16 protein-coding genes are annotated in these 20,216 nt (G+C 49.8%); 11 read left to right on the top strand and 5 right to left on the bottom strand.

Features of this window, described 5'->3' with window-relative positions:
• The first annotated feature begins 43 nt into the window (after positions 1-43).
• From ilvA to ACYVH9_RS00235, 7 genes are all read left to right on the top strand, one after another.
• Positions 44-1,312, top strand: coding sequence for a threonine ammonia-lyase IlvA (gene ilvA, locus ACYVH9_RS00205; RefSeq protein ID WP_460634269.1), 1,269 nt, complete (start codon positions 44-46; stop codon positions 1,310-1,312).
• Positions 1,313-1,404: 92 nt separating this feature from the next.
• Positions 1,405-2,808 carry a 3-isopropylmalate dehydratase large subunit gene (gene leuC, locus ACYVH9_RS00210; RefSeq protein ID WP_460634270.1) on the top strand — a complete coding sequence of 468 codons (1,404 nt, stop codon included), beginning with the start codon at positions 1,405-1,407 and terminating at the stop codon, positions 2,806-2,808.
• Positions 2,809-2,821: 13 nt separating this feature from the next.
• A complete protein-coding gene (gene leuD / locus ACYVH9_RS00215) occupies positions 2,822-3,424 on the top strand; it encodes a 3-isopropylmalate dehydratase small subunit (protein ID WP_460634271.1) in 603 nt (200 codons plus the stop codon).
• Between the two features lie 112 nt (positions 3,425-3,536).
• Entirely contained in the window at positions 3,537-4,607 is a 1,071-nt protein-coding gene (gene leuB, locus ACYVH9_RS00220) for a 3-isopropylmalate dehydrogenase (protein ID WP_460634272.1), read from the top strand.
• A 42-nt stretch (positions 4,608-4,649) separates the two neighbouring features.
• Positions 4,650-5,789, top strand: a complete 1,140-nt coding sequence (locus ACYVH9_RS00225; RefSeq protein ID WP_460634273.1) for a 2-isopropylmalate synthase — start codon at positions 4,650-4,652, stop codon at positions 5,787-5,789.
• A gap of 105 nt (positions 5,790-5,894) precedes the next feature.
• A complete protein-coding gene (gene prmA, locus ACYVH9_RS00230) occupies positions 5,895-6,737 on the top strand; it encodes a 50S ribosomal protein L11 methyltransferase (protein WP_460634274.1) in 843 nt (280 codons plus the stop codon).
• Between the two features lie 61 nt (positions 6,738-6,798).
• Positions 6,799-11,589 (top strand): hypothetical protein, encoded by a 4,791-nt coding sequence (locus ACYVH9_RS00235; protein WP_460634275.1) that lies wholly within the window; start codon positions 6,799-6,801, stop codon positions 11,587-11,589.
• On the opposite strand, the gene upp is transcribed toward ACYVH9_RS00235, so the two are convergent.
• Positions 11,590-12,234 (bottom strand): uracil phosphoribosyltransferase, encoded by a 645-nt coding sequence (gene upp / locus ACYVH9_RS00240; RefSeq protein ID WP_460634276.1) that lies wholly within the window; start codon positions 12,232-12,234, stop codon positions 11,590-11,592. It abuts the gene before it with no gap.
• A gap of 241 nt (positions 12,235-12,475) precedes the next feature.
• On the opposite strand from upp, the gene ACYVH9_RS00245 reads away from it, so the two are divergent.
• From ACYVH9_RS00245 to ACYVH9_RS00260, 4 genes are all read left to right on the top strand, one after another.
• Entirely contained in the window at positions 12,476-14,158 is a 1,683-nt protein-coding gene (locus ACYVH9_RS00245) for a hypothetical protein (protein WP_460634277.1), read from the top strand.
• A 54-nt stretch (positions 14,159-14,212) separates the two neighbouring features.
• A complete protein-coding gene (gene lpcA / locus ACYVH9_RS00250; RefSeq protein WP_460634278.1) occupies positions 14,213-14,791 on the top strand; it encodes a D-sedoheptulose 7-phosphate isomerase in 579 nt (192 codons plus the stop codon).
• A gap of 253 nt (positions 14,792-15,044) precedes the next feature.
• Entirely contained in the window at positions 15,045-15,650 is a 606-nt protein-coding gene (locus ACYVH9_RS00255; RefSeq protein WP_460634279.1) for a cupin domain-containing protein, read from the top strand.
• A 9-nt stretch (positions 15,651-15,659) separates the two neighbouring features.
• A complete protein-coding gene (locus ACYVH9_RS00260; protein WP_460634280.1) occupies positions 15,660-16,169 on the top strand; it encodes a cupin domain-containing protein in 510 nt (169 codons plus the stop codon).
• Positions 16,170-16,176: 7 nt separating this feature from the next.
• Here ACYVH9_RS00260 and ACYVH9_RS00265 read toward each other — a convergent pair whose 3' ends face one another.
• The 4 genes from ACYVH9_RS00265 to ACYVH9_RS00280 form a co-directional block, all read right to left on the bottom strand.
• A complete protein-coding gene (locus tag ACYVH9_RS00265; protein ID WP_460634281.1) occupies positions 16,177-17,229 on the bottom strand; it encodes a hypothetical protein in 1,053 nt (350 codons plus the stop codon).
• Complete coding sequence (locus tag ACYVH9_RS00270) at positions 17,204-17,770, bottom strand: hypothetical protein (RefSeq protein WP_460634282.1); 567 nt, start codon at positions 17,768-17,770, stop codon at positions 17,204-17,206. Before ACYVH9_RS00270 ends, ACYVH9_RS00265 begins: the two co-directional genes overlap by 26 nt.
• A gap of 122 nt (positions 17,771-17,892) precedes the next feature.
• A complete protein-coding gene (locus tag ACYVH9_RS00275; protein WP_460634283.1) occupies positions 17,893-18,465 on the bottom strand; it encodes an RNA polymerase sigma factor in 573 nt (190 codons plus the stop codon).
• A 192-nt stretch (positions 18,466-18,657) separates the two neighbouring features.
• Positions 18,658-19,986 (bottom strand): hypothetical protein, encoded by a 1,329-nt coding sequence (locus tag ACYVH9_RS00280; protein ID WP_460634284.1) that lies wholly within the window; start codon positions 19,984-19,986, stop codon positions 18,658-18,660.
• Positions 19,987-20,216: the final 230 nt, after the last annotated feature.

Below are 20,216 nucleotides of genomic sequence, written 5' to 3' on the forward strand. Positions count from 1 at the left end.
GCTCCTAAACTCCCCAATCCTTAAACTTCAAAACTTTTAAAACGTGGTAGAAGCGGAGAAAAATGTAACCTTTCCGGACGTAGACAACATCTATCAGGCGGCTGATCGGTTGCGGGGCGTTGCCGTGCATACGCCCTTACAGGAAAATCTGAATTTGTCAGATAAGTACGGTGCCAATATTTTCCTGAAACGGGAAGATTTGCAGGTGGTACGTTCCTACAAAATTCGGGGCGCTTATAACAAAATGGCGAGCCTGTCTGCCGAGGCACTGGCTAAAGGAGTTGTTTGCGCCAGTGCGGGAAACCATGCACAAGGGGTTGCCTACGCTTGCCGTAAAATGGCCGTCAAAGGAATTATTTTCATGCCGACGACCACGCCCAACCAGAAAGTGAAGCAAGTAAAGCTGTTTGGGAAAGAGTTTGTTGAAGTAGTGTTGAATGGTGACACGTACGATGACGCTTATCACGCAGCCATCGACTACGTCAATACGCACGATAGCACGTTCGTTCACCCTTTCGATGATTTACAGGTCATGGAAGGCCAGGCAACAGTCGGGCTGGAAATTTTTAAAGACGCCAACTTCAGAATCGATTACCTGCTGATGGCCATTGGCGGGGGCGGTTTGGCATCGGGTGTATCAACGGTTTTTCGGCAGTTGAGTCCGCGGACGAAGCTGATCGGCATTGAGCCACTGGGTTCACCTTCCATGAAAGTATCCATTGATGAAGGACATGTTGTTACGCTGGACGAAATTGACAAATTTGTTGATGGGGCCGCCGTAAAACGTCCTGGTAACACCACGTTCGAAGTATGTCGGCGCAATCTGGATCAGGTTATCCTGATTCCGGAAGGGAAAGTGTGCACGACCATTTTGCAGCTTTATAACGAAGATGCTATTGTCGCCGAGCCAGCTGGTGCGCTGACCATTGCCGCCCTGGATTTTTTGAGAGACGAAATCAAAGGCAAAAATGTCGTTTGTTTGGTTAGTGGAGGCAATAATGACATTACGCGAACGGAAGAAATCAAGGAACGTTCGCTGCTGTACGAAGGTCTGAAGCATTATTTCATCATCCGGTTTCCGCAACGGGCCGGAGCCATGCGCGAGTTTCTGAGCGGTGTTCTGGGCGAAACTGACGACATCACGTTGTTTGAGTATTCCAAAAAAACCAACCGGGAACGCGGTCCTGCGCTAGTTGGAATCGAATTGAAAAGTAAGGCCGACTTTGAACCCTTGCTGCAACGCATGCGGGAAGCCAAAATCCACTTCGAATACCTGAACGACAAGCCGGACTTGTTTGAGTTCTTGATCTAGAACGATCGCGGGAGCCACTCAAAGCCGATTGAATCATTTTTCCATCTATTTTTAAATAGGGGAGAAATATAAAATACGTAAGAACTATAGCCATGAGTCAGCCCACAACACTTTTCGATAAAATCTGGGATGCCCACGTCGTTAAGGCGATGGATGGGGGACCGGATGCCGTCTTTATCGATCGCCATTTTATTCACGAAGTAACCAGCCCGCAGGCTTTCGATGGGTTGCGGAAGCGCGGTATTGGGGTTTTTAACATTGCACGGACAACTGCAACGGCGGATCACAACGTTCCGACGAAAGATCAGCATCTGCCCATTAAAGAAGCGCTCTCGCGTCATCAAGTCGAAACCCTACGGAAAAACTGTGCAGAATTTGGTGTAGAACTATACGATCTGGGGCACCCCTTTCAGGGCATTGTCCACATTATTGGTCCGGAACTGGGCCTGACCCTGCCGGGTATGACCATCGTTTGTGGCGACAGTCACACCAGTACACACGGTGCTTTAGGCAACATTGCGTTCGGAATCGGAACCAGTGAAGTAGAACAGGTGCTGGCTACCCAGTGTATTCTTCAGTACAAACCCAAGCGGATGCGGATCAATATCAACGGGCAGCTGGCGAAAGGCGTTAGCTCGAAAGATATTATCCTGTACATCATCTCGAAAATTTCGGCCAGCGGGGCAACGGGTTACTTCGTTGAATACGCGGGGGATACCATTCGCGGTTTGTCGATGGAAGCGCGGATGACCATTTGCAACATGAGTATCGAAATGGGCGCGCGCGGTGGCCTGATTGCCCCCGATGAAACCACATTCGAATACATCCGTGGCCGGCGGTTTGCTCCGCAGGGCGAAGCGTTCGACAAAGCCGTTGAGCACTGGCGGACGTTGAAAACCGACGAAGGGGCCGAATTTGATGTGGAGCTGAATTACAAAGCGGAAGATATTGGACCGATGATTACGTACGGAACCAACCCCGGAATGGGCATTTCCGTTGATAGCCACGTGCCAAATTTGAGCGAAATCCCGCAGAGTGAACTGGCTTCTTACACAAAATCGCTGGCTTACATGGGTCTGGAACCCGGCATGGGATTGGTGGGCAAACCAGTCGATTACGTGTTTATCGGGTCATGTACCAACGCCCGGATCGAAGATTTACGGACGGTAGCCGACTTTGTAAAAGGCAAGAAAAAAGCCGAGGGTGTTGAAGTCTGGATTGTTCCGGGTTCGGTTCAGGTTTCCAACCAGGCCAAGGCCGAAGGCCTGGATCAGGTATTTCTGGAAGCCGGTTTTGAACTCCGCGAACCGGGTTGTTCGGCCTGTCTGGGCATGAATGAAGACAAGGTTCCGGCCGGCAAATATTGCATTTCAACCTCCAACCGGAACTTTGAAGGTCGTCAGGGACCTGGCGCCCGGACTTTCCTCGCCAGCCCGATTATGGCCGCTGCCGCTGCTGTGACCGGTAAAGTAATGGATGTGCGGGAATTGGTGTAAACAGAGATTCAGAATGAGCAAAGAAACCATGCATAAACTCGTCTCAACGGCGGCCCCGCTACCGATTGAGAATATTGATACGGATCAGATCATCCCGGCCCGCTTCCTGAAAGCTACCACGCGTGAGGGGTTCGGTGATAACCTTTTCCGCGACTGGCGCTTTAACAGCGACGATACGCCTAAAACAGATTTCGTCTTGAACGACCCAACGTTTGCCGGAGCACGGATTCTGGTAGCGGGGAAGAACTTTGGAATGGGTTCCAGCCGCGAACACGCGGCCTGGGCCTTGCACGACTACGGTTTTAAGGTGGTTATTTCCAGCTTTTTCGCGGATATATTCCGGAATAACGCCCTGAACAATTTTGTGTTGCCAGCCCAGGTATCGGATGCATTTCTGGCCGAAATTTTCAAGGCTATTGAAGCCGATCCCAAAACTGAAATCACGGTTGACCTGGTCAATCAGGAGATTGTGCTGGCAAACGGCCTGAAAGAATCGTTCGCCATCAATGCCTACAAAAAACAGTGCCTGATGAATGGATACGATGATATCGATTATCTGTTGAGCCTGAAAGAAGAAATCAAACAATACGATCTAGCCCATACTAATGCTGAATGAGTGAAGAGCGAATGAGCGAATAGCTTTGCAGACAAGCTATAATTGGCGGAGCTATTCCCTCATTCACCGCTCCGGCGGCCCGGTCATTCACTCATTCGCTCATTGAAAACGAATGAAGAAACACATTGTAGTCATCGCCGGAGACGGCATCGGTCAGGAAGTAACCGCTGTTGGAAAGCAGGTTTTAGACCGCATCGCGGAAAAATTTGGCCACGAGTTTACCTACGACGAAGCGCTGATTGGCCACGCGGCCATCGAAGCCACGGGTAATCCGCTGCCGGAAGAAACCGTTACCAAATCGAAACAGTCGGACGCTATTCTGTTCGGAGCCGTTGGGCACCCGAAGTACGACAACGACCCCTCGGCGAAAGTACGGCCCGAACAAGGCCTGCTGGGCATCCGGAAAGCACTCGGATTGTATGCTAACCTGCGGCCCATCAAGTTGTTTGATGAGCTGTTGCAGGCATCGAGCATCAAACCGGAGTTTTTGCAGGGTGCCGACATTCTGTTCTTCCGGGAGCTGACGGGCGATGTATATTTCGGCGAAAAAGGCCGTAAAGACGATGGAGATACCGCTTACGATCAGATGATCTACAGCCGTTACGAAGTGGAGCGGATTGCCGTTAAAGCGTTTGATGCCGCCATGACCCGCCGGAAAAAGCTGTGCTCGGTGGATAAAGCTAACGTGTTGGAATCGTCCCGACTGTGGCGCGAAGTTGTCCAGGAAGTGGCCAAACGGTATCCTGAAGTGGAAGTGGAGCATCAGTTCATTGATGCCGCTGCCATGCTGCTGATCAAAGATCCACGCCGGTTCGATGTGGTAGTAACGGGCAACCTGTTCGGCGATATTCTGACGGACGAAGCTTCCCAGATTGCCGGATCAATGGGCATGCTGGCGTCGGCTTCGGTGGGTGATACGACGGGCCTGTACGAACCCATCCACGGTTCGGCACACGACATTACGGGCAAAGGTGTTGCCAATCCGCTGGCGTCGGTGCTATCGGCTGCGCTGATGCTGGATATTTCGTTTGGTATGAAGGCCGAAGCCGAAGCCGTGGTTAGCGCCGTTGACCAGGTTTTGAAAGCCGGTTACCGGACCCGCGATATTGCGGATGCCAGCACCCCGGCTGACCGCATTTTAGGTACCGAAGAAATGGGAAAACAACTGCTTTCCCGTCTTTGATCACGAGCGAAAACTCTACCCAATCATATTTCTTTATCAACCATGAGCCAACGGATTTATATTTTCGACACCACCCTGCGCGACGGCGAGCAAGTGCCGGGTAGCCAGTTGACCACAGATGAAAAAATCGTGGTGGCGAAAGAACTGGAGCGTCTCGGCGTCGATATCATCGAAGCGGGCTTTCCCATTTCCAGCCCCGGTGACTTTCAGTCGGTCGTTGCCATTTCGAAAGCCGTTTCCGAACCGGTTATCTGCGCGCTTTCGCGGGCCAAAAAAGAAGACATTGATGCCGCTGGCGAAGCACTGAAGTATGCCAAAAGGGGGCGGATTCACACCGGAATCGGTTCATCGGATATTCACATCCGGAATAAATTCAACAGCACCCGCGAGCAGATTGTGGAACAGGCCGTGGCCGCCGTCAAACACGCTCGCAGCTATGTAGAGGATGTGGAGTTTTACGCCGAAGACGCTGGCCGGGCCGACCTTCAGTTTCTGGCTCAGTTGACCGAGGCTGTGATTGCTGCTGGGGCTACGGTTGTTAACCTTCCAGACACCACCGGTTATTGCCTGCCCGATGAATACGGTAAAAAAATAAAATACATCTACGAACACGTTTCCAATGTTCACCAGGCTACGATTTCCATTCACTGCCACAACGACCTCGGATTGGCCACCGCCAACACCCTGGCCGGTATTCAGAACGGCGCGCGTCAGGTGGAAGTGACCATCAATGGGATTGGTGAACGAGCCGGGAATACCTCGCTGGAAGAAGTGGTGATGGCGTTGAAAGTGCATAAAGAGCTGGGTTTTGAAACCGGTATTGATGCCAAACGGCTGTATCCGGTGAGCCAGCTCGTATCAGAAATGATGCGGATGCCGGTGCAGGCTAACAAGGCCATTGTAGGCCGTAATGCCTTTGCACATTCGTCGGGTATTCACCAGGACGGCTTCCTGAAACACGCGGAAAACTACGAAATCATGACTCCGCAGGAAGTGGGCGTACCTAAATCGTCGATTGTGCTGACGGCTCGCAGTGGTCGCCACGCCCTCAAACACCGACTGGAATTGCTGGGCTATCGGTATGACAAACCGACACTGGATACGCTCTACAAACGCTTCCTCGATATGGCTGATGTTCGTAAAGAAGTAAATGACAAGGACTTAATGGAATTGATTCGATAAGGAATTGCCATAAAGCCTGCCAGGCTTTTAAAAACTGGCAGGTTTCCAGACACATATCGGAAGGACAAGCCCCGCAAGCTTGTCCTTTTTTCGTTTCTTTACTGTATGAACTATACCGAAATACAACTGACGGTTTCGGCCGATTATACCGACATTCTTATGGCCGAACTGGCCGCCCTGGGTTTTGAATCGTTTGTAGAAACCGACGAAGGGCTGAGCGCCTATATTCTCCAATCGGATTTCGATGAAATTGCTATTCAGGAGGTTGTCGATAAATACGCCGATCAAACCGCAATAGCCTACCAGATCAATTCGTTAGAAAAAAAGAACTGGAACGAAGAATGGGAACGCAATTACCAACCCATTGAGGTTCAGGGTCAAATTCGTGTCCGGGCATCGTTTCATCAACCCAACGCTGAGTTTCGGTACAATGTGGTCATTAACCCGAAAATGTCGTTTGGTACGGGTCACCACGAAACAACGGCCATGATGCTTGAACATCAGTTGGGCGTTGATGCTGCCGGAAAAACCGTACTGGACGTGGGTTCGGGAACCGGAATTCTGGCCGTTCTGGCGGCTTTGCAGGGCGCAGAGCGGGTGGTTGCTTTCGATATTGAAGAATGGGCCGTCGAAAACGCGCGCGAAAATGCCGAGCTGAATGGTTGTTCGGTCATTGACGTGTTTCAGGGTACCATTCATGAGGTAAATCCGGCAGAACGCTTTGACATTGTATTGGCCAACATCAACCGAAATGTGTTGTTAGCGGATATACCGGCTTATGTGCAGTTGATGAAGCCAGAAGGAATTTTGCTGGTAAGCGGTTTTTACGAACAGGATGCCCCAGATATTGAAGAAAAAGGCCTTTCCGAAGGATTGATAAAAACCGGACAATTAGCCCAGAATAAATGGGTTTCAATAAAATTTAATAAACGTAGCCAAGAGCTTTAGCCCATATTTCTGACTCTGTTTGCGGGTTGGATGGCTGAGGCAGTGGATATGTCAGGAAGTTATGAGCAAGATATACCGTATAATCGTCGCCTTGTGGTTGGTTACCACCGCAGCAACGGCGCAAACCGTTAAGCTATCAGAAAATCCCGAGCAGTTTCTAACGGATTTGCAGAAACTAATGAATCCGGGGGGCGCATACACCCAAAAAGCCGGGAAAAACCTGGAAATGCTGTTTACGGAAAACCGGTTGTCGGCCCCGCAAAAAGAGCGGGTTGTGGCCCTGAGCCGGAAAATGAACGCCAAACGCTACCAGCCCGTTCAGCAGTTTGCACCGTTCTATGAGACCCTTTTTCATTTGCTCGTTACCCAGCAGGTCAGCCCGGCCGAAGTCGATAATTTTCTGACCATTGCGGAAAAATCGTTCGAAAAGTACGATCCCAAAACGTTGGCAAAAGTACTGGAAACCGTTCGTTTATTCGCCGAGAAACGGTTTTTGTATACCAGCAACTACAATAAATTACTCGCCAACGGAGGCACGTTTACGCTGCGCTTCGCGGATCAGACGAGTAACACGGCTATTGTTTCTGCCGACAGTGGTAAGACTGCCCAAAAACCGCAGCAATCCAAACCTGCCGAACCCGATGGCTGGGATTTGCCGCTCGACTCGACCGGAAAGGCCCAACCATTTCTCTCCGATTTCAACCGCAAACCTATGCCCGTCCTGACCGGGCCAGTTGTGGAAATCAGAGGTTCCGATCTGGTCATGACAACCGCCCATGATTCGGTCGTGGTGAAAAAAACCGACGGCGCATTGATGCTGAAAGACGGTATCTGGGTTGGCAAAGGTGGCTCCTTTTCGTGGGAATCAGCTGGGCAACCCGAGACGTTTGTTACCCTGGCCGACTACACATTTGCCGTCAATAACCCCAAATTTAGCGCCGATGACGTGACCCTGACGTTCAAACCGCTGGCAAAACCGGTAAAAGGAAAGTTTGAGTTTGACAGTAAAAAGCGGGTTGCCAAACAGCTTCCCTCCTATCCGCGGTTCATGTCCTGGTCGAATGATGTGAATTTGACCAATTTAGGCACCGGAATTTTGTATCGGGGAGGGATTGCGCTGGCCGGGACTCGGGTATATGGCTCGGCAGCTGATGGAAAGCCGGCCCTGTTGCAGGTCAGTTTTAAAGGGAAACCAGCTTTTAAAGCCAGCAGCCGACGGTTTGAGTTTGCCGATTCACTGATCGCCAGCCCGCTTGCGTCGTTTACGGGCTATATTGATGCCGCCGATACGCTTTACCATCCCGGTGTTACCTTCCGGTACGATCACACCACCGGAATCGCCCGATTGGGGAAAGCCGAAAAATCGGGGTATTCAGATACGTATTACAGCGACAGCTACCACAAGTTTTACATTCAGCCGGAGGTTGTTCGTTGGGACCTGCCGCGTCAGAAAGTGGATTTTTACCAGATAGCGGCTAAAAAAGAAGTGCCGGTACGATTTGAATCATTCGACTTCTTTTACCCGGAACGGTACGCCGGTATGTCGGCCGATTTTGGCTTTCATCCGTTGCAATTAGCCGCTAACTACATCACACAGAAGAAAACGCAGACGTTTTTTGCGGACGATCTGGCAAACCACTCCAAAATTAATCCTTCCGTAATGCGTACGGTTTTGCAGCGCATGGTGGCCCTGGGATATGTCGATATGAATCCTCGGACGGAGGAAATGCGCCTGAGCCGCAAAGGTGTGCTGTATGTACTGGCCAATGCCCGTCGACAGGATTACGACAGTTTTCTGATTCGTTCCACCTACGCATCCAACGATAGCACCACCAACGCGACCATCAGTCTGGCGGACAAATTTCTGACCATTCGGGGGGTTGAACAGTTCAGCATTAGTGACTCCTTAAAAATTACGGCAGTTCCGACGGATAAAACGCTGCGGATTGGCAAAAACCGTGCTTTTACACTGACAGGTCAACTGAAATCCGGTAACATGCGGTACACGGGCCGGGATCTGGGATTCAACTACGATCAGTTTTCGATGAATATGACCAAAATCGACTCGATCACGTTTACGCCCCAGGGTAAAAAACAGGAGATTGGCGGTGATATTCAGTATGAAAAGCCCGGAACGGTTTTTTTGGCCGACAAAGGAAACAAATCGGGTCGCCAGAAAGATAAAAAGACCACGCAGCGGCTGTTGATGCCGGAAGGAATGACGGTTTATTTCAACCAGCCTAACCGCGGTATACTGACCTACAACAAAAACGTTTACTTCAAAGTCCCGGCGGTGGACAATGACAGTCTGGGCAAAGGCGACATCGCATTTGATGGAACGTTCTACTCCGACGGTATTTTTCCGCCGATCAAAACGACGTTGAAGTCGATGCCCGACAACTCGCTGGGTTTTGAACACGCAGCACCGGCGGCTGGCTATCCCCTCTACGGGGGCAAAGGCAACCTGAAGTTTACGGGCAAGCTGGTGATGGATCGCAAAGGCCTGCGCGCTGAAGGAGTTATTTCGCACTTGAATGCTTCCCTACCCGCAAAAGATATTTTGATGATGACGGATTCGGTGGTGGCGTCAGGCGAGTCCGGACAGATCAAGGAAGGTTTACTCGGCAAAGCTTACTTTCCGGCGGTAGATCTCAAGAACTATACGATGAAGTGGTATCCCAAAGCCGACAGCATGAAGATTTCCACCACGGCCGATCATTTCAGTTTTTACAACGGTACTACGAATCTGGTGGGTGACTTGCTGGTACGCTCGGGGGGCTTGTTTGGAAAAGGTACCGTCAAGCGGACGGATTCGGAAGCACAATCGGAAAACATCAAATTTAACAAAGACGGTTTTACGGCGGGAAATGCGCAGTTTCGCGTAGTAGCTGATAAGGAGAGCAAAACCGCTAAACCGATGTTGCTGGGCACCCAGGTGGATGTCGATTTTAATCAGGTCAAAGGAGTCGTGAGCATTGCAACGACCAACGGAGGGACATCCATCAACGATACGCTTGTGTCAAGCCTAGAGTTTCCGAATGCTGCCTATAAAACGTCGATTAGCAAGGCTCAATGGAATATTGCGGCCAAAACCATCACGATGAAGTCGGCGAAAACGTCCACGTTTACCGCCACTGGCGAGGAGCAGGAAGGGCTGACGTTCAATGGTGCTTCGGCGGTTTACGATGTTGACAAAGCAACGCTTAATGTGAGTGGTGTTCCGTACGTCACGTCGGCCGATGCCCGGATCTATCCGGAAAAAGGACTGATTACCATCAAGCGCAACGGTGAAATGTTGCCGCTCAAGAATGCCCGTCTGGAGCTGGATACGACCAGTTTGTTCCATAAACTAAAGGGTGGTAATATTCAGGTTCAGTCACGAACGCGGTTTTCGGGGGATGCTGTTTATCAGTTCGTGGCGGCAAAGGGTGATACCGCCAACATTAAAATGGGTAGCTTCGAGTTGAAAGAAGCCGCCCCGGTTGCTTTGGCCTCCAACACCCGGAATGTGGGAAGAAGAGGTAAAAATAGCAATGAGCTCGCAAAAACGTATTATACCGTTGCCCGGGCTGATGTCGACGAACGGGACAATGTGATGCTGGCACCCAAAGTACAGTTTAAGGGCAGCATCACCATGATGGCTCCTGAACAGGATCTTAAACTGGAAGGGGCCATCAAGATGGCGCTGAAAAAACGGCCCAAGCTCGTGAGCGACTGGATTCCGATGAAGGAAAAAATTGGTGAAACATTCAGCATCAAAGTCGATGAGAATCTAAAGAACGACGGCAATCAGCCTTTGACGGCGGGTTTGCATTTCCGGGGGGCGGGGGCTGCCGGGCTTTATCCAACATTCTTATCAACGAAGGAAAGCGATAAGGACGATGATCTGTTTCGGGCGACGGGAGCGATGACCTACGACGAAAAAGGCAAGGTTTTCCGGATTGTGAAAAAAGATGCCACTGGGCTGGACGATATGGAAGGCGCTTTTACCTTCAACGATGCCACGGGCGTGATGAATTTCCAGGGAGCGCTCAATCTTATGAACACGGGATCGACGGGCAATACACCGAATAATTTTGTGTTTGCCGCCGGATCGGGCCGTGCTAATGTTGACAGTACGACGTTGCGGCTGAACGCCCTGGTTGGTTTTGCTCTGCCGATTCCACAGCCGGTCAACGCGGCCATTGCCGATAAAATGGTGAAAGCTAATCTGGATGAAAAGAACGACGAAGCTGCCGATGACGATCTGGACCGGCTGACGGCTAAACTGGCCGCTCTGATCGGGCAGAAAGCAACGGATGTTTACCGCAACAAGGCGCAGAATCAACACGTTTCGATTACCCAGGCAGCGCCCAAGTTTGCGGCTTCGCTGGTGTTGTCCAATGTTAATCTTCGCTGGTCGGATAAATACAATGCGCTGTATAGCATTGGTCCGGTTGGGGTGTCAAATATTGACAACGTGGATATCAATGCGCAAATGGAAGGATACGTAGAAATCCGGAAAGCCGATGGAGGTGATGAGGCTACAATTTACCTGGAAGCATCTCCGGATAGTTGGTTCTACTGGGACTACAAAGCCGGTGGTGGAGCCATGGCGCAATTGGCGCTGCTTACTTCCGATCAGGAGCTGAATGACCGCATCATGGCGGGCGGTAAAGCCGGGGGCAAGGGTTTGGCCATTGTTGCCGCTGATGCTTTCGAAAAGGATCAGTTTACGAATCGGTACCTGGATCAGTATAAGACTCGGGAGAAACCGAAACCGCAGCCGAAAACCGCCGGACCGAAAGAAGCACCGAAGAAAGTGGTTGAGAAGAAAAAAGAGAAAGAAGACGACAAGAAAGAAGGCTTCTGATCAGATTTTTTCGCCAAAAGCCAGATCGCCCGCATCGCCCAGACCCGGAACAATGTAATAATGGGCGTCAAGTCGTTCGTCAATAGCACCCAGCCAGAGATGGCATTGCGGCATTTTTTCCTGAACGTACCGCACACCTTCAGGACTGGCCAATACAGCAGCAATGTGCGTTTTCGCGGGTGTTCCGAAGCGAAGCAGTGCGTGATAAACTTTTTCCAGTGAGCGCCCGGTAGCCAGCATTGGGTCCATCAGAATAACGGTTTTGCCGCTGAGATCGGGGCTGGAAATATAGTCCATAGCCACTTCAAACTCTTCGCCAACGGGCAAATAACCACGGTACGCGCCAATGAATGCGTTTTCGGCCCGATCAAAATAGTTCAGGAAACCCTGGTGGAACGGTAGGCTGGCACGCAGAATTGTGGCCAACACCGGCGGTTGTTTGATCAATGGCGTAGAAGCAATCCCCAACGGTGTTTGTACTTTAACCAGCTGAAACAACATCGATTTGGATATTTCATAGGCCATCAGCTCGCCTAAACGCTCCAGATTACGCCGAAAACGCATTGGATCTTTCTGAATGGTTACATCACGGAGCTCGGCAATAAACTGATCGGCGATAGAAGGATGGTCGGCAAAAACAAACATGGGGGCTTTTTCAGCGTAATTTAACGGGAATGTGGCGGATAATCCAAACGCTTTCCCTAATTTGTGCAGCGAATCAAGTCCACGTCATTAAGGGCGCCGTCCGGTCGGTTGCCGTGTGAAAGTCCCAATGAGGAATTTTTTTACGATCGGGGTCGCTTTTGTGGGGCTATCATGGGGGGCAGCGCAAGCTCAGAGCCAAAAGATACCTTTAAATAGCGATTACTACCATCTGATTGATCGATTGGAGATCAAGCAGGGTCAATGGGCAACGGGTTTCCACAGTTCGGTAAAACCATATAACCGGCAGGCCGTTGTTCAATTAACAGATAGCATTCTGGACGACCCGTTTGTTCGGCTGTCTCCCGTCGACCGCTTTACGGTCCGATTTCTGCGCGACGACAGCTGGGAATGGGTTCCGACCTCCTATTCGGACTCGCTGCAATTGTTGCAGATGCGTACCGCCGAACTCCTTTCAAATGGGAAAAAGCCAGGTGACAGCCAACGTGCCATTGGCCCGTTTTATAAAAAGAAAAGCGATTTCTATAGTTACCAGCACAAGGATTTCGACATTCATATCAATCCGGCGGTTAATTTTAGTTATGGGGTCGAGTCCAACTCCGGTGAGATCGGAACATCGGTTAATCCCTACATTAACTCCCGGGGATTTGAAATTCGGGGCAACATTCTCAAACGGCTGAGCTTTTATTCCTTTTTGTCTGATAATCAGGTTCTGTACCCCCGCTACATCTGGGAATACGGTATGCAATACTCAACCCGTGAGGTTGATATGGGCTTTGCCCCTTTCGAGGGCTTTGTCAAGCGCATCGATGCCAAAGGGTCAACGTTTGGGGGGGCAGATTTTTTGTCGGCCCGGGGGTATATTACCTTCAATGCTCTGAAGATTATCAACATTCAGTTTGGGCACGACCGCAATGTGTTTGGAAATGGCTACCGCTCGCTCTTTTTATCGGACAATAGTTCACCCTACCTCTTCCTGAAGATCATTACCCGGTTGGGACGGTTTCAGTATACAAACTTGCTGGCGGAGTTTCAAAACCGGCAGGTGCCATTCAGCACCATTGTACCGATTGCGCAGAAATATACTGCCATGCACCACCTGAGTGTGAACATTGGCAAGCACTTAAACATTGGCTTGTTTGAAGCGGAGGTGTTCAACCGCAGTCAACTGGAATTGAATTATTTCAATCCGATCATTTTCTACCGTTTCATCGAATCGTACCGCGGGAGCGTAGACAACGCCATGGTAGGGCTTGATTTTAAAGTCAATTTTGCGGGCCAGTTTCTGGCGTATGGCCAGTTTTTGCTGGACGAATTCAAAATCAGCGAGTTGAGGGCGGGAAAAGGCTCCTGGGTAAACAAATTCGCTTTTCAAACTGGATTGAAATACGTGGATGCGTTCAAAATTCCCAACCTGGACTTGCAAGGCGAACTGAACCTGGCGCGTCCGTACACATACTCACACCGCTCGGGGCAAACCAACTACGTAAATTACAACCAGCCGGTGGCGCATCCGCTCGGGGCTAATTTCATCGAAGGGTTGGCGATTATACGGTACCAACCACTAGATCGCTGGAGCCTGACCGGTACATTCGGGCTCATGAAGTACGGGGTAGATCCGCCCAACAGCGTTAGCTATGGAGGTAACTTGTTGAAATCGTACGATGATCGAGTCGAATGGCCGAATCATCCGACGGGCACGGGCCATTTTATTGGTCAGGGACGTAAAACGCTGGTTTCATACGGTGACGTTCGGGTATCGTTCATGTTCAAACACAATCTGTTTATTGACTTTCAACAAATTTTCCGGAAAAGCGATAGCCAGGCGGCCCGGTTAAACTATAATACCTCGTCAACATCGTTCGCTCTGCGCTGGAACCTTCCGTATCGTACCCTGACGCTCTGAAAACTGCCCGGTTCCTGCTAATTGTGGCTGATGGAACCTTATTGAATAAATCCCATGCTCGATCATGTCATACGTCAGGAACTGGCAGAAGCTCAGTCAGTTCTTGATTCATTTTTGAAGGATGCCAACCAGATTGCCGCCATTGAACAGGCGGCCCGGCTGATGGCCGATGCTTTGAAAAGCGGTCATAAAATAATCTCCTGCGGCAATGGCGGTTCTCACTGCGATGCCATGCACTTTGCCGAAGAACTTTCTGGACGGTACCGCAACGAACGACGGGCCCTGGCTGCCATTGCCATCTCCGATACCAGTCATATTTCGTGCGTTGGAAACGACTACGGCTACGAATTTGTGTTTTCGCGATTCATTGAAGGATTAGGCAACGAAGGCGACGTACTGCTGGGGTTGAGCACCAGCGGTAATTCTGCCAACATTATTCGGGCTGTAGAAGCCGCCCGACAGCGGGGTATGAAGGTGATTTTGCTGACGGGAAAAGACGGCGGCAAGCTGGCGAATACTGCCGATGTCGAGATTCGGGTGCCGCACTTTGGGTACGCTGATCGCATTCAGGAAATTCACATCAAAGTCATCCATTTATTTATTTTACTGATTGAAAAACAGGTGATTGGTTAGTGAAAGGGCGACGGTTGGCGCATCAATAGCCGTCCTATACGCTCTTCGTTCTTGATTAACTCGGGCATGTACATTATGTGATGGTGGCATCTGCCTGATTTAAGGGCTTATTTATTCGGAACCGCTTTTCCAGAAACGGATTAAGGATCTCAGTACGGAACGTTTATTCGTATCGTTTTTCGGTGTATCTTCGTTATTACTACAGTCGGGTTGAAACGTGTATAGCTGAGAAAGCGGTTTTTATTGTGATTGAATGAGTAAGGTACAGGATTTTATTGCCTCCGGAATACTGAACGAGTATTGCCTTGGCCTGCTGCTTCCCGAGGAAATCCGGGAGGTAGAACGTATGGCCCGTCTACATCCTTTGGTGCAGCGCGCGATTGATCAAGCAAGGCAGACAGCAGAAAAGGAAGAGAGGGCACCGAAAATCTTGGATCCCGAGCTTAAAAACCGTGTGCTGGATGCGTTGGATCAACTCGGCGAACCCCCGGTTTTTGATTTGCAGAATTTGCCGCTTATCAACGTCTATTCGGACAACACGCAATGGCAACGGACCATCGCCGACCTGCAACCAGCAAGCGACTTTCGTAATCTTTATGCCCATCCGCTGCGCAATGATGGCGGTGTTGAGCAGTTCATTCTTTGGGTCAGGCAGGAAGTAAAGCCCGAAGAACATCACCACGAGCGCGAAAGCTTTCTGATACTCGAAGGCCAATGCGAATGTCAGATCGGCGAAGAAACTGTGCAGCTTTCGGCGGGCGATTTTGTAGACATACCGCTGGAAACCAAACATACGGTTCGGGTATTGTCGGCCGAGCCCGTAAAAGCCATTATTCAACGTGTGAAATTAGCGGTTTAAACTACCTGTATGAATTTTCCTGCTCACTACTGGATTGATGCGTATCAAATGCAGGCCCATCCGGAAGGTGGCTACTTTACCGAAACGTACCGATCAACCGAAACAATACCGCAGCAAGCACTGCCGGAACGGTTTTCGGGAAACCGCAGCTTTAGCACGGGTATTTATTTCTTGCTGGAAAATCATCATTTTTCGGCCCTACACCGAATTCAGGCGGATGAGATGTGGCATTTTTACGCCGGTGGGCCGCTAAACGTTTATGTAATTCACCCGACAGGCGAGCTGGAAACTATTCGTCTGGGCAATAATCCGGCTAATGAAGAAGTTTTTCAGGCGGTTGTACCGGCGGGCTGCTGGTTTGGTTCAAAACCAGCAGCCGAAACCGATTATTCACTGGTTGGTTGTACAGTGGCGCCAGGGTTTGATTTTGCCGATTTTGAGCTGGCTAATCGAGCGGACCTATTGCGGCAGTATCCGCAGCACCGAGCGGTTATTGAGTGGTTAACAACCGAAGGCTAACAGTTGCTTACTGGAATTTCACATCCCCGAATTGCGACACAACCCGTACTTTAGTGGTGGTGCCTTTGCCGACCTTGCCGCTGTATTGTTTTTTTAGCTGCGGTCCCCGGTTGTCATCGTTAGGCTGGGCGCTCAGCATAATCCGGCCATCAGACGGGTATTTAAAACCGCCGTAACTAACCGTTACATCGAAATTGTAGTCGTTGGCGTTGGCCATTGGCAACACAATGGATGAATAATTTGCCTGAATATCAATATTGTCGACGGATTTGGTCAGCTGCTCGATTTTAAAACCGCCCGAAAATTCCACTTTGAGGTTACAGGATTGTTTGACCGTTCCGATTTTGGCCCCCGAATAACCAATTTTACCATCTAGCCGGCTCACTTCACCAATCCAGAGCCCGCCAAACTGGTTGTTCAGGTTGATGTTATTGGCTTTCTCCAGTTGAAGTTTCGCGTATTGAATGTTGAGCTTGCCGTTTTCCATTGTCTGGATGTCGGCTTTACCAAACCGTACGTCCACATCTACCTGGTTGCTGTTCAGTTCGGTAGTCGAAAAATTACCGTGCTGCTGATTGATGGTAAGTGGGGCGCTGAAAGTTGGAATGTTGGTGTTGCCAAACGAGTTTTTGACCGTCAACGGATTGGTTTTAGGCATCGAAACCTGATAATCAATCTGTACACCGTTTTTTTCACCGTCTTTGTTGCGGTTCATGACCCAACTGCCGCCCGACCCTTTGTTAATGGTTGTTTTCAGAATAATCTGATCGCCGGTGCGCCGTTCACTGATCTCAACGGCATCCAGAAAGCGCTGAATTCGTTCTTCGGAGTTCGAATTGGCCTTGATGGCGATGTCTACCCGGATTTCGTCACGGTTCCACAGATTAATATTGACGTTACCAAACTGGTTATCAATGACGAGCTGGTCTTTAGCTGTAACGTCGTAAACTTTAACGATGGTTTTTTTTCGTTCACCCATCTCGCCGTTGTCGGCAAGCGTAACGCCAGCCGATAGCGTGATCAGGAACAAGATATTAAACAGGATTTTTATTCGGTTCATGGTTTTGTTGCTTGATACGTTGGATAATCATCAACTGCTGGTTGAGCAAGTCAATCTGGGTTTGCAGGTTTTGTACCATCGCCTGAATCATCATTTCCTGATTCGGGGTTTTGGGAAGTTCCTGCTTCAAGTTTTGGTAGGATTTTTCCAGCCGGTCCAAATCAGCCGCAAACTGTTGGTACAAGGCCGGATTGCTTTCGGTGACGGTTCTTAATTCCGTCCGTTTGTCTTCAATTAAGCGGGTGTATTGTTGCACGGTTCGGGCGTACATTGGACTAAAAGCAACCATTTCGGGTTGTTCGGTTACGCCATATTGGGTATTGAAGTACCAGAAGCCACCCAGGCCCACGATGAGCGCCACCGATGCAGCAATTTGCCAGACCATACGGCGTCTCATCCAAAGGGGCCGGCTCAGGCCCCACAGCGGACGTTCGTTGTGTCCGAGCTCTTTCTCCAAATCTTTCCACAAATCCGCTCGCGGCTCGAATACATCGAAATCTTCCCGGTTATCCCGGACAAATCGTTCTAATCTGTCTTTCATCATATCGCAATGAGTGAATGAGTGAATGACCGGGTCACCGGAGCTGTGAATAAGCGAATTGCTTCGCTACTTTCAATTCTCTGTGGAGCTATTTGCTCGAGGTCCCTGTCCATCATTCCGTATTATTTTAACATTTCTAAAAGCCGTTTTTTGGCCCGCATGTACTGCGTTCGGGAGGTGGTTTCGCTGATGCCCAGTACGGTCCCGATTTCCTCATGATCGTAGCCTTCGAACAAATACAGCGACAACACAACCCGGTACCCTTCCGGCAATTCCTGCATGGCCCGACGCACGCGGTCTACTTCCAGTTGAACGCCTTCTTCGTCGAACGGTTCGGTATCAGCCACATCCAAACCGTCGTCTTCGCCCAGTCGTTGCGAATCCAGATCGACCCATTGCATTCCCCCGCGGCTTTTGCGATTCCGGAGGTGATTAATGGACCGGTTGACCACAATTTGCTTCAACCACGCTCCAAACGTCGATTGATTCCGGAACGTGTGAAGATTGTTGAAGGCGTCCAGAAAAGCCTCCTGTAATACATCCTCAGCCTCACCCATATGGTTGAGGATTCGCATGCAAACGTTAAACATAGCCTTCGAGTAGTGCTTGTACAATTCGTACTGGGCACGCCTTTCGCCTTGTTTACATTTTTCTACGAGTTCGACATGTCGATCTATATACAACTTTGTTTCCAAGCAACTGAGGAACGGATGCGGCTGATTTTCTTCTTAATGACACCGGGTTGAATACCAACGTTGCACAATGTATTTAATTTTTTCAGCAAGCTGTACTAAAAACGATATCAAGACCGTTTTAAAACCTTCATATGAAAAAAGGCCCACCAGAAAAGATGCGCCTGGCTCCACTACCCGGACTTTTTTAGCCGATTACGGAACATTCACCGGAATTGACCTTGTCGTTTGGCAGCCATTGTGAGTCGCTGTGAATTGGTAGACGAAATTGCCGGAAGGTAGCGACTGGGTAACGGTTATTTCATTCAGGCCTCCCCCTGAATCTGGTAAGGGGTTCCCCGCCGGTGTTCGGCTCCAGTTTATGGATGTCCCTGAGGGTTGTGCTCTGGCCACCATCGTTAATCGATCGCAGTTGCAGCTTGATAGGGATATTGAGCCTGGCAATAGGAGCAGGGTAGGCTTAGGATTGACGGTAACCGCAACAACGGCCGTGCCGGAACACCTTCCGGCGTCGCTAACAACTAAGGTATAGCTGCCATTGGCGGCCGTTGTTGCGTTGGGAATCGTAAGGTTGACCGCTGTGCTGGTAAAATTAGCCGGCCCGGTCCAGCTATAGGTTGGGTTAGTCGTGCAGGATATGGAGGGGCTTAGTAAAATAGAATCTCCTTCACAAACCGTTTGGCTATTCATAGGTGTAATGGTAATACAATTTGTGTTTGTGCACACAATATTTTGTTTCAAAAATAAACTTCCCTCCTGGTCCAGCTGCGCAAGGAGAGTCGGATTGGTGTAGATGGCATTATGATCTCCGCCCTGGATCGCTACTAATTGATTAGGAATACCAACAGCGGTTGCCTGAGCTGCTAAAACAGAACTGCCATTTACGGCTGTGATGGGCACAACGATGGGTGGAGGGGAAGTAAGAAATCCTGAACCGTATGGAACAACCTCATCCTGTGTGCCATGCATCATAAATAATGGCGGATCGCATGAATCCATGTAAGTGTGGGCATCCAGTGCTCCAGAAAGGCTCCAAACGCCCTGTACCTGCGATGAGTAGCTAACGGCAGAGTTGGCAGGGTCGTCGGTATTTCCTTCTATACCGCCGTTTGCCGAAAAAACCGGAGTTAATGCGGATGGAATTTCGTTGGCATCGACATAAGCCGTATGAAGCGCTGTTATGGCTCCGGCTGAATAACCGCCAACGAGAATTAAATCCGGATCTATACCATACGTATTGTCAGTCAATGCATTTTTCCGGAAGAAGCGAACAGCCGCTTTCATGTCCGAAACCGCTTTTACCACTTCATCCATAAAAACGGAAGAATTCAGATAAGCAATAAGGCTACCGTCATAGAGTCGATAATCAATGGTAGCCGCAACATAACCTTTTTGGGCAAAATTGCGGGCGTAGCTGGCCATATCACTCCGTTGTCCAGCCAGAAACGACCCGCCAAATGCGAGAATAATCAGTGGACGTTTTACCGAGGCATCACCAACCGGCTGGTAAATATCCACCAGCAAGTTTTTGCTTACCCCGCCAACAGTAACATTTTGCCCGTATTTTACACCTGTGGTAACCGTCACCGACGAAAAAATAGCTGTGGAATACCGCGGAGAACTACAATCTGTTACCTGGGCATAAACGTTGGTTAGTAAACAATAGGCAACACAGACGGACCAAAAACGGTAGAATACAGAACACATAACGTTAACTTTTAGAATTTAGATTATCTCCAACCAGCTAACGTTGA

It is taken from the genome of Larkinella harenae, from assembly GCF_054780515.1.